Raw genomic sequence first — 9120 nt, forward strand, 5'->3', positions numbered from 1 at the left:
CGTTGCATGAATCCGTCTCAACGCGACGCGCTTTAGTCTTTTGCACAAACAGGGGAGACGGCAAGATGCCGCCTCCCCCTATTCTCATGATGCTGGCGCGAGCGCCGACACCAAGGCTACTTCTGCCAGCTCTTCACCAGTTCGTCGTAGTTGATGGTGATCGGCTTTTCCTTCTCGTTCTCGATCTTCAACTGAGGAGCGAGATTGCCCTTCTTGACCGCGTCGGCGTTCCAGTAGGCGAGGTCATGCTCTTCGGCCATCTTCGGGCCGATATCGCCCTGAACGCCCGACTTCTCGATGCGGCTCATGACCTTTTCCTGTTCGCCGCAGAGCGAGTCCATCGCTTCCTGCGCGGTCTTGGCGCCCGACGACGCATCGCCGATCGCCTGCCACCAGAGCTGTGCCAGCTTCGGATAGTCAGGCACGTTGGTGCCGGTCGGCGACCACTGAACGCGGGCCGGCGAACGGTAGAACTCGATCAGGCCACCGAGCTTCGGAGCCCGCTCGGTGAAGCTCTTGTCGTGGATCGTGCTCTCGCGGATGAAGGTCAAGCCGACATGGCTCTTCTTCACGTCGACTGTCTTCGAGGTGACGAACTGCGCGTAGAGCCAGGCGGCCTTGGCGCGGTCGGTCGGGGTCGACTTCATCAGCGTCCAGGAGCCGACGTCCTGATAGCCGAGCTTCATGCCGTCCTTCCAGTAGACGCCATGCGGCGACGGCGCCATGCGCCACTTCGGCGTACCGTCGTCGTTCAGCACCGCCTTGGCGCCGGCATCGACCATCGAAGCGGTGAAGGCGGTGTACCAGAAGATCTGCTGGGCAACCGCGCCCTGCGCCGGAACCGGGCCGGATTCGGAGAAGGTCATGCCCTGGGCTTCCGCCGGAGCGTAGGCCTTCAGCCAGTCGAGGTATTTCTGGATCGAGTAGACGGCGGCCGGGCCATTGGTGTCGCCCCCGCGCGCCGTGCAGGAGCCGACCGGACGCGAATTCTCGTCGACCTTGATGCCCCACTCATCGACCGGCAGACCGTTCGGCAGGCCCTTGTCGCCATTGCCGGCCATCGACAGCCAGGCGTCGGTGAACCGCCAGCCGAGCGACGGGTCCTTCTTGCCGTAGTCCATGTGGCCATAGACCTTCTTGCCGTCGATCTCGCGGCCGGTGAAGAACTCGGCGATGTCCTCATAGGCAGACCAGTTGACGGGAACGCCAAGGTCGTAGCCGTACTTGGCCTTGAAGTCCGCCTTGTTCTTCTCGTCGTTGAACCAGTCGTAACGGAACCAGTAGAGGTTCGCGAACTGCTGGTCGGGAAGCTGGTAGAGCTTCTTGTCCGGAGCGGTCGTGAACGAGGTGCCGATAAAATCCTTCAGGTCGAGGTTCGGGTTGGTGACATCCTTGCCCTCGCCCGCCATCCAGTCGGTCAAATTGCGCACCTGCTGGTAGCGCCAGTGGGTGCCGATCAGGTCGGAATCGTTGACCCAGCCGTCATAAAGGTTCTGGCCCGTCTGCATCTGGGTCTGGATCTTCTCGACGACGTCGCCTTCCTGGATGACGTCATGCGTGATCTTGATGCCGGTGATGGCGGTAAAGGCCGGCGCCAGCACCTGCGATTCATACTGGTGCGTGGCGATGGTTTCCGAAACGACCTTGATGTCCATGCCGGCGAAAGGCTTCGCGGCATCGATGAACCACTGCATTTCGGCTTCCTGGCCAGCGCGGTCGAGCGTCGAGAGCGGGCCGATTTCCTTGTCCAGGAAAGCCTTTGCCTCGTCCATCCCGGCATAGGCATTGCCCACGCCCAGCAACAGGACAAGGGCCGTCGTTGATGTTAAAAATTGCCTTCGCATGTGTTTCCTCCACAGTTTTAAGGTTCAAGTGCGATCTGGAGCGGCCGCCGGCACGCGGTCGCTCCAACAGTTTCCCCCTCTATACGTAGCGGAACACGCCAATGGCGTAGACCACGGAGAGAGCGAGAGCCCACCACAGGTTGGATCCGACAAGACCCAACCAAGCGAGATGGATAAAGGCGCTGCCAAGCAGCGACAGGAAAAGACGGTCGCCGCGCGTTGTCTCGAAGCGCAGCACGCCGACGCGCGGATTGCCGCCCGGCGAAGCGTATTCCCAAGCCGCCATGCCGCACAGCAGCAGAAGGATGGTCCCGAAAAAGGCCGCCGTCGGCCACGTCCACGCCATCCAGGTGAGGTCGAAATTCATCGTCAAACCCTCCCCAGGGCGAAGCCCTTGGCGATATAATTGCGCACAAACCAGATGACGAGCGCGCCGGGGATCAACGTCAGCACGCCGGCGGCGGCGAGCAGGCCCCAGTCCATGCCAGCGGCCGAAACCGTGCGGGTCATGGTGGCGGCGATCGGCTTGGCGTCGGTGGTGGTCAGCGTGCGGGCAATCAACAGTTCCACCCAGGAGAACATGAAGCAGAAGAAGCAGGCCACGCCAATGCCGCTGGCGATCAGGGGCATGAAGATCCTGACGAAGAAGCGCGGGAACGAATAGCCGTCGATATAGGCGGTTTCGTCGATTTCCTTCGGCACACCCGACATGAAGCCTTCGAGGATCCACACCGCCAGCGGCACGTTGAACAGGCAGTGCGCCAGCGCCACCGCAATGTGCGTGTCGATCAGGCCGAAGGCCGAATAGAGCTGGAAGAACGGCAGCGCGAACACCGCCGGCGGCGCCATGCGGTTGGTCAGCAGCCAGAAGAACAGGTGCTTGTCGCCGAGGAAGCGGTAGCGCGAGAAGGCGTAGGCTGCCGGCAGCGCGGCAGCCACCGAAATCACCATATTCATCACCACATAGGTGATCGAGTTGATGTAGCCCGAGTACCAGGAGGCGTCGGTGAAGATGGTGACGTAGTTGGCGAGCGTCGGCTGGTGCGGATAGAGCGTCAGCGAGGAGACGATCTCGGCATTGGTCTTGAAGCTCATATTAATGAGCCAGTAGATCGGCAGCAAAAGCACGACGATGTAGACCGTCGGCACGATCCACCACCAGCGCGATTCCTCGCCGCGTTTGCGCATCAGCCGGGCGACCTGATCCTGCGAGAGTGTGCTCGCCAGTTTGCCCGCTGCTGTGGTCTCGCTCACTCTATCGGCTCTTTCGTTGGCGCCGGTCATCTCAGCGCTCCGCGTCGTAGTTGGTCATCACGGTGTAGAAGACCCATGACAGCAGAAGGACGATGAGGAAGTAGACCAGCGACATGGCTGCGGCCGGACCGAGGTCGAACTGGCCGAGCGCGGTCTTGACGAGGTCGATCGACAGGAATGTCGTCGAGTTGCCGGGACCGCCTCCCGTCACCACGAAGGGTTCGGTATAGATCATGAAGCTGTCCATGAAGCGAAGCAGCACGGCGATCAGCAGCACCCTGTTCATCTTCGGCAGCTGGATGTAGCGGAACACCGCCCAGCGCGAGGCGCCATCGATCTTGGCCGCCTGATAGAAGGCATCCGGAATGGAGACCAGGCCGGCATAGCAGAGCAGCACGACGAGGCTGGTCCAGTGCCAGACATCCATGATGATGACGGTGACCCAGGCATCGAACGGGTCCTGCACATAGTTGTAGTCGATGCCGAGCGCGTTGACGTAGTAGCCGAGCAGACCGATGTCGTTGCGGCCGAAGACCTGCCAGATGGTGCCGACGACGTTCCACGGAATCAGCAGCGGCAGCGCCATGAGCACCAGGCAGACCGGCACGCCCCAGCCCTTTTTCGGCATGTTGAGCGCGATGAAGATGCCGAGCGGCACTTCGATCGCCAGGATGATGAAGGAGAAGATCAGGTTGCGGACCATCGCTTCCCAGAAGCGGCTGGAAGACAGCAGTTCCTCGAACCACTCGGTGCCGGCCCAGAAGAAGACGTTGTTGCCGAACGTGTCCTGCACCGAATAGTTGACGACGGTCATCAGCGGGATGACCGCCGAGAACGCCACCAGCACCAGCACCGGCAGCACCAGGAACCAGGCCTTGTTGTTCCAGGTCTTTTCCATCTATGCCCCCATCTCGACGCGCCAGGAATCGGCATAGATGTTGATGCCGGCCGGCTCGAACCGCACCTTCGGATCGGCTGGCACGGTCTCGTCCTCGCCGATGACGGCCGCAATCTCGCGGCCTTCGAGCTTGGCGCGGACCACCTTGTGGCGGCCGAGATCCTCGACCTTGCTGACCTGCACGGCCATGCCGTCGCGGCCAAGCCGGACATATTCGGGACGGATGCCGAGTTCGATGGCGCCGCTGCCCGCTTTTGGCGCGCCCGGCAGTTCGATGCGCTGCGAGCCGAGCGTCGCCGTCTTGCCGTCGATGGCCACCGGCATGACGTTCATGCCGGGCGAGCCGATGAAATAACCGACAAAGGTATGGCGTGGCCGTTCGAACAGTTCGGCTGGCGTGCCGATCTGGACGATGCCGCCGTCATACATGACCACGACCTGGTCGGCGAAGGTCAGCGCCTCGGTCTGGTCGTGGGTCACATAGACCATGGTGTAGCCGAAGCGGCGGTGCAGCTGCTTCAGCTGCGAGCGCAGCACCCATTTCATATGCGGGTCGATGACGGTCAGCGGCTCGTCGAACAGGATGGCGTTGACGTCGGAGCGCACCAGCCCGCGGCCGAGCGAGATCTTCTGCTTCTGGTCGGCGGTCAGGCCCCTCGCCTTCTTCTTCGCCCAGGACGCCAGGTCGATCATCTCCAGCGTCTCGCGCACCTTGCGGTCGACATCGGCTTCCGGCACGCCGCGATTGCGCAGCGGGAAGGCCAGATTGTCGTAGACGGTCATGGTGTCGTAGATGACCGGGAACTGGAACACCTGCGCGATATTGCGCTCCTGCGTCGACAAATTGGTCACGTCCTTGCCGTTGAACAGCAACTGACCGTGCGACGGGTGCAGCAATCCCGAAATGATGTTGAGCAGCGTGGTCTTGCCGCAGCCCGATGGCCCGAGCAGCGCATAGGCGCCGCCGTCCTCGAAGGTGTGGTGCACTTCCCTGAGCGCGAAATCGGCATCCTTCCGAGGGTTCGGCAGATAGGAATGCCTGACATGGTTGACGTCTATGCGTGCCATATCTTTCCCCTCAAGCCGCCAGCTTCGGCGCGGCCACGGCACGGCCGTGCTCGTCGAAGACCATGATGTGGCGCGGATCGATGAACACCTCGACCTCGGCGTCGGGTTCGAAGTCGCGGATGCCGTGGGTCAGCATGACCCAGCGCGCGTCCGCGAAATCGAGATGGATGAAGCTTTCCGAGCCGGTGATCTCGGTGATCGTCACCTTGGCGCGCACCGGCACAGCGGCGGCATTGGGCTGATCGAGCGACAGGTGATGCGGCTGAAAACCGACCGTGTACATGGCATCGGCAATGCCGGCGAGATCGGCGGGCACCGGCAGTTTGACCCCACCCTCGAGCAGGAAATCCCCACCTTTCTTGGCCAGCACGATGGTGTTGAGCGGCGGGTCGGCGAAAGTCTTGGCCGTCACCAGATCGACCGGTTTGCGGAACACGTCGATGGTCGGTCCGAACTGGGTGATGCGCCCTTCGGAAAGCGTCGCCGTGTTGCCGCCGAGCAGCAGCGCTTCGTGCGGCTCGGTCGTGGCGTAGACGAAGATGGTGCCGGCGGCGGCGAAGATCCTGGGCAATTCGGCGCGCAGTTCCTCGCGCAATTTGTAGTCGAGATTGGCGAGCGGTTCGTCGAGCAGCACCAGGCTGGCGTTCTTGACGATGGCGCGCGCCAGTGCGGTGCGCTGCTGCTGGCCACCGGACAGGCTCAGCGGCGTGCGGTCGAGATAGGGCGTCAGCTTGAGAAGTGCTGCGGCATGGCGCACTTCCTTGTCGATCTTCGCCTGATCGGTTCCCGCCACCCTGAGCGGCGAGGCGATGTTCTCATAGACGGTCATCGCCGGATAGTTGATGAACTGCTGGTAGACCATGGCGATCTTGCGCTTCTGCACCGGCACGCCGGTGACATTCTGGCCGTCGAACCAGATCGAACCGGAGGTCGGCACGTCGAGGCCGGCCATCAGCCGCATCAGGCTGGTCTTGCCGGATAGCGTCGGTCCGAGCAGGACATTGAGCGAGCCGTGCTGGAGCGTCAGCGACACATCGCTTATATGCGCGACCGCACCGACCGTCTTGGTGACGTTTCTCAGTTCCAGCATGACGCCTCCTCCCAGGCCTTCCGCATCAGCTCAAACCCCTCTTCATTCGGCAGCCGCGACATGGCGCCGGCTTATGCCGTGCATGAATTCATCGAGAGCCGCCACCTGCTCGCGGCTGAGATGCAGACCGCGCTTGGTACGGCGCCACAATACATCTTCCGATGTGACGGCCCATTCGTTTTGAACGAGATAGCGCACCTCGGCCTCGTAGAGATCGGCGCCGAAGTTGCGGCCGAGATCGACGTTCGATTTGGCCAGCCCCAACAGCATCCTTGCGCGGGTGCCGTAGAGCCGGGTCAGCCGGCGAGCCAGGCGCGCGTCGAGGAACGGATAGGCGGTCTTCAGTTTCGCCACTTCGGCATCGAAACCGGTGGCCGGGAAATCGCCGCCCGGCAACGGCGCGTTTGCCGTCCACGGCTTGCCGCGTTTACCCAGAAAACCCTCGATCTTTTCCAGCATCGATTCCGACAGCCGGCGATAGGTGGTGATCTTGCCGCCAAAGGCGTTGACGATCGGGGCGGCGCCCTCGCCGCCATCGGCCTTGAGCACATAGTCGCGCGTCGCTTCCTGCGCCTTGGAGGCTCCGTCATCATAGAGCGGACGGACGGCCGAATAGGTCCAGACGATGTCCGAACGCTTGACGGCTTCAGCGAAATATTCGCTTGCCGCGGCGCAGAGGTAGTCGATCTCGGTGTCGCTGATCCTCACGTCATGCGGATCGCCGGGGTAATCCTGGTCCGTGGTGCCGATCAGGGTGAACTCTTCTTCGTAGGGAATGGCGAAGATGATGCGACCATCCCTGTTCTGGAAGAAATAGGCGCGCGGATCGTCGAACTTCCTGGCGATGACGATGTGGCTGCCCTGCACGAGGCGGACATTGTGCACATCGTTGAGGCCGACGACGCCGGAAAGCACATGATCGACCCAGGGTCCAGCGGCATTGACCAGCAGGCGCGCCTTGATCTCCTCGGTCTCGCCGGTCTGCAGATCCTCGACCTGGACCGTCCACAAGCCGTTTTCGCGGCGCGCGCCGGTCACTTTCGTGCGGGTGCGGACCGTTGCGCCGCGGTCGGCGGCATCACGTGCGTTCAGCGCCACCAGCCGCGCGTCATTGACCCAGCCATCCGAGTATTCGAAGGCCTTCTTGAATAGCGGCTTCAAAGGCTTGCCGGCCGGATCCCTGGCCATGTCCAGCGTCCGGGTCGCCGGCAGCAATTTGCGCCCGCCAATGTGGTCGTAGAGGAAGAGACCGAGCCTGATCAGCCAGGCCGGGCGCAGGCCCTTGGCATAGGGCAGCACGAAGCGCATCGGCCAGATGATGTGCGGCGCGTTCTTCCACAGAACCTCGCGCTCCATCAGCGCTTCGCGCACCAAGCGGAATTCGTAGAATTCGAGGTAGCGCAGGCCGCCATGGATCAATTTGGTCGAGCCCGAGGAGGTCCCGCTGGCGAGGTCGTTCATCTCGGCGAGAAAGACGGAAAAGCCACGCCCGACGGCGTCGCGGGCGATACCGCAGCCATTGATGCCGCCGCCTATGACGAAAATGTCACGGATCGGAGATGCGTCCACAAATTCCTCCAGCGATTTCGCATTGCACCATTTTTGGGCTTTTACGAAACCGTGTCGGAATTATTTCGAAATGATAACGAATGTCAAACGAAATATCACGGGCGCGTGATATCAGCTGAAAACCGCCTAGGCGAGCGACGTCTCGATCAGCTGAACCTCGGCCTCCTGGCAGATCTTGCGCACCGAGGGGATGTCGCAGCGGTCGGTGATGAAGGTGTTGACCTGCGACAGATGGCCGATGCGCACCGGTGCGGTTCGCTCGAATTTGGTCTGGTCGGAAACCAGGATGACATGCCTTGCATTGGCGATGATCGCCTGCGCCACCTTGACCTCGCGAAAATCGAAGTCGAGCAAGGCCCCGTCATGGTCGATGGCGGATGCGCCGATCACCGCGTAATCGACCTTGAACTGCCTAATGAAATCGACCGCCGCCTCGCCGACCACACCGCCATCGGAACCGCGCACGACACCACCGGCGATCACCACTTCGATCGACGGATATATCCGCATCCTATTGGCAACATTGATGTTATTGGTGATGACCATGAGACCGTTGTGATCGAGCAACGCCTTGCTGACCGACTCGGTCGTGGTGCCGATGTTGATGAACAGCGAGGCGTTGTCGGGGATCAGCCTGGCTGCCGCACGGCCGATCGCCTCCTTCTCGTCGGCGGCAATCTTGCGTCTCGCCTCATACTCCATGTTCTCGATGCCGGAGGGGTACAGCGCGCCGCCATGGATGCGCGAGAGCAGCCGCTGATCGCACAAATCGTTGAGGTCCTTGCGTATGGTCTGCGGCGTCACATTGAAGTGGTTGGCCAGATCATCGACCAGCACGCGGCCGTGATCCTTGGCCATCTGGATAATCTCGGCATGGCGCGGCGACAGATACATGGGCAACCTCCCGTTTTCGTTTTTCTTGTCTATAGTCGAAAACGAAACCGATGAAAAGGCATAAGCCGGCTAACGAAATCAGCGACCCAGGCCACGTGCGATTTCAGTAATCACCACAAAAGCCGTTTCGACATCGGCGGCGGTCGCCTCGAACTGTCCGACCTGGAACCGGATTGCGATCAGTCCATCAACCTTCGTCTGCGTCAGGTAGATGCGGCCATCGTCGTTGATCGCATTGACAAGGCGCAGATTGTGCTCGTCCCCGTCGGTTGCGGTCTTGTGCCGGAACGAGAACAACGACAGCATCGGTTCGCTGACGATCTGGAAATCCGGCTCCCTTGCCAGCCGCGCCGCCAGCCCTTCGCTCCACGCGACATGATTGCGGATCATCGTGCGCAGGCGTTCCAGGCCATGGGCGCGCAGCAGGAACCATAATTTCAACGCGCGAAATCGCCTGCCGAGCGGTACCGACCATTCGGAATAGTTGATGATGCCGTCATGAC

Annotated in this window: 9 protein-coding genes; all 9 read right to left on the bottom strand. The window is 61.7% G+C overall.

All coding sequences use genetic code 11. The features are described 5' to 3' along the window. Nucleotides 1–116: 116 nt before the first annotated feature. Entirely contained in the window at nt 117–1844 is a 1728-nt protein-coding gene (locus EN884_RS14785) for an ABC transporter substrate-binding protein (RefSeq protein ID WP_013531807.1), read from the bottom strand. A 79-nt stretch (nt 1845–1923) separates the two neighbouring features. Further along, entirely contained in the window at nt 1924–2217 is a 294-nt protein-coding gene (locus tag EN884_RS14790) for a DUF2160 domain-containing protein (protein WP_024503495.1), read from the bottom strand. After that, complete coding sequence (locus EN884_RS14795; protein WP_063167946.1) at nt 2214–3128, bottom strand: carbohydrate ABC transporter permease; 915 nt, start codon at nt 3126–3128, stop codon at nt 2214–2216. Before EN884_RS14795 ends, EN884_RS14790 begins: the two co-directional genes overlap by 4 nt. A 1-nt stretch (nt 3129) precedes the next feature. Next, entirely contained in the window at nt 3130–3996 is an 867-nt protein-coding gene (locus EN884_RS14800; protein ID WP_013531810.1) for a sugar ABC transporter permease, read from the bottom strand. Continuing rightward, nucleotides 3997–5064, bottom strand: a complete 1068-nt coding sequence (locus tag EN884_RS14805) for an ABC transporter ATP-binding protein (RefSeq protein ID WP_013531811.1) — start codon at nt 5062–5064, stop codon at nt 3997–3999. It lies immediately after the preceding gene. A 10-nt stretch (nt 5065–5074) separates the two neighbouring features. Beyond that, complete coding sequence (locus EN884_RS14810) at nt 5075–6154, bottom strand: ABC transporter ATP-binding protein (protein ID WP_063167945.1); 1080 nt, start codon at nt 6152–6154, stop codon at nt 5075–5077. A gap of 42 nt (nt 6155–6196) precedes the next feature. Further along, nucleotides 6197–7723 (bottom strand): glycerol-3-phosphate dehydrogenase, encoded by a 1527-nt coding sequence (glpD, locus tag EN884_RS14815; protein ID WP_013531813.1) that lies wholly within the window; start codon nt 7721–7723, stop codon nt 6197–6199. Between the two features lie 126 nt (nt 7724–7849). Beyond that, on the bottom strand, nt 7850–8617 hold the full coding sequence (locus EN884_RS14820) for a DeoR/GlpR family DNA-binding transcription regulator (protein ID WP_013531814.1): 768 nt from the start codon (nt 8615–8617) through the stop codon (nt 7850–7852). A gap of 78 nt (nt 8618–8695) precedes the next feature. Then, on the bottom strand, nt 8696–9120 hold a 425-nt coding region (locus EN884_RS14825), incomplete at its 5' end, for a pyridoxal-dependent decarboxylase (protein ID WP_245491933.1).

The sequence above is a fragment of the Mesorhizobium sp. M7A.F.Ca.AU.001.01.1.1 genome (genome assembly GCF_004022735.1).
GTDB classification, from domain to species: domain Bacteria; phylum Pseudomonadota; class Alphaproteobacteria; order Rhizobiales; family Rhizobiaceae; genus Mesorhizobium; species Mesorhizobium ciceri.

Bases quoted from the DNA above. Each gene is read 5' to 3' on its own strand.
- EN884_RS14805 (WP_013531811.1), bottom strand. From the start codon at position 5,064: ATGGCACGCATAGACGTCAACCATGTCAGGCATTCCTATCTGCCGAAC.
- EN884_RS14785 (WP_013531807.1), bottom strand. From the start codon at position 1,844: ATGCGAAGGCAATTTTTAACATCAACGACGGCCCTTGTCCTGTTGCTG.
- EN884_RS14820 (WP_013531814.1), bottom strand. From the start codon at position 8,617: ATGTATCTGTCGCCGCGCCATGCCGAGATTATCCAGATGGCCAAGGAT.
- EN884_RS14800 (WP_013531810.1), bottom strand. From the start codon at position 3,996: ATGGAAAAGACCTGGAACAACAAGGCCTGGTTCCTGGTGCTGCCGGTG.
- EN884_RS14795 (WP_063167946.1), bottom strand. From the start codon at position 3,128: ATGACCGGCGCCAACGAAAGAGCCGATAGAGTGAGCGAGACCACAGCA.
- EN884_RS14810 (WP_063167945.1), bottom strand. From the start codon at position 6,154: ATGCTGGAACTGAGAAACGTCACCAAGACGGTCGGTGCGGTCGCGCAT.